We start from the raw sequence: 1388 nt of genomic DNA on the forward strand, positions 1-1388 counted from the left end.
CGCTCCCGTTCTGGAGCATGACCGCGAAGCTGCCGGATGCGCACCTGTTGAGCGTCAACATCTCGAACGGCTCGGCTCCGCTGCAGCTCGGAAGCAAGGCAGGGGCGATTCAGGCAGATTTGGGCGCGCTGCTCTCGGCGGCGCGGACGGGCGACGGTGCTTAAGCCTCCTTGTTGGTCGCTTTAAGGTATGCATCGTCGCCCACGGGCTCCAGCCACTCGTTGGAGGTCTCCTCGCCCGGAACCTCCAACGCGAGATGCGAGAACCAGCTGTCGGGCGCGGCGCCGTGCCAGTGCTTCACCCCCGGGGCGATGTTGACCACGTCGCCGGGGCGCAGCTCCTGTGCCGGCTTTCCCCACTCCTGGTAAAACCCTCGACCAGCCACGCAGACGAGGATCTGCCCACCGCCGCTTTTGGCGTGATGGACGTGCCAGTTGTTGCGGCAGCCGGGCTCGAACGTCACGTTGTGGACACCGACCTGCTCGGTGGAAAGGGGCGCGAGGTAGCTTTGCCCGATAAAGTACTTCGCGAAGGCGTCGTTGGGGGCACCGATGGGGAAAACCATCTCGTTTTGGTGCTGAGCCCTTGCGTCGGCGGCATCGTCGGCCGCCCAGACCTCCTTCGCCATGCGGAAGGCAGCCCACGCCTTGGGCCAACCCGCATAAAACGCCGCGTGCGTAAGGATTTCCGCTATCTCCGTCCTGGTCACTCCATTGTTCTTTGCGGACATCAGGTGATATTTGAACGAAGAGTCCGTCAGCCCCTGCGACATCAGGGCAACCACCGTCACCACGCTGCGGTCGCGCAGGGAGAGCTCACTCTCTCGGCTCCACACCTCGCCGAACAGCACGTCGTCGTTGAGCTGTGCGAATTTGGGAGCGAACTCCCCCAGGGCGTCTCTGCCTGCCGTCTGTTTAACTGCAATGATCGATTTCCTCCTGTCGATAGTTTTGGCACAAATCTGTTTCCGCGCGGCCAAACAGCCCGGCTAGATTCCCATGCCCATTCGCCGCGCCTGCTCCAGAGCGGGATGCCCGGCGATTTCGCCCACGCCGTTCACGCCGCCGGCGAAAACCGTTCCAGCGAGCGTGCAGCGGGAGAAACAGTCAACCCATCCCTGCATCGCCTTTTTCGCCCCGTCGAAGGTCGAGCGCCCGTTCTCCGCCGCCGTCGCCAACAGATATGCCTCGGTGAATGCATAATCGGAGCCAAAAAGCGGGTTAGCGCGGTCCAGCATGGTTTTGAGCTGGCCGCAGACGCTGTAGTAGTAGACGGGCGTTGCAAACACCAGCACATCCGCATCGTGCATTTTGGCGGCAATTTCCACGGCATCGTCTTGGATGAGGTGGCGCGCGCAGACGTGGTGTAAGAGCGTCCCGAGGTCCGTC

Annotated in this window: 2 protein-coding genes; both read right to left on the bottom strand. The window is 62.7% G+C overall.

What is annotated here, in order from left to right:
* Positions 1–160 precede the first annotated feature (160 nt).
* Positions 161–979, bottom strand: a complete 819-nt coding sequence (locus DWW12_RS09660) for a carboxymuconolactone decarboxylase family protein (protein WP_233544291.1) — start codon at positions 977–979, stop codon at positions 161–163.
* A 9-nt stretch (positions 980–988) separates the two neighbouring features.
* A partial coding sequence (locus DWW12_RS09665) for a flavodoxin family protein (protein ID WP_117855833.1) occupies positions 989–1388 on the bottom strand: 400 nt, incomplete at its 5' end.

Origin of the sequence: Collinsella sp. AF14-35 (assembly GCF_003464565.1) — a bacterium.
Classification (GTDB): Bacteria; Actinomycetota; Coriobacteriia; order Coriobacteriales; family Coriobacteriaceae; genus Collinsella.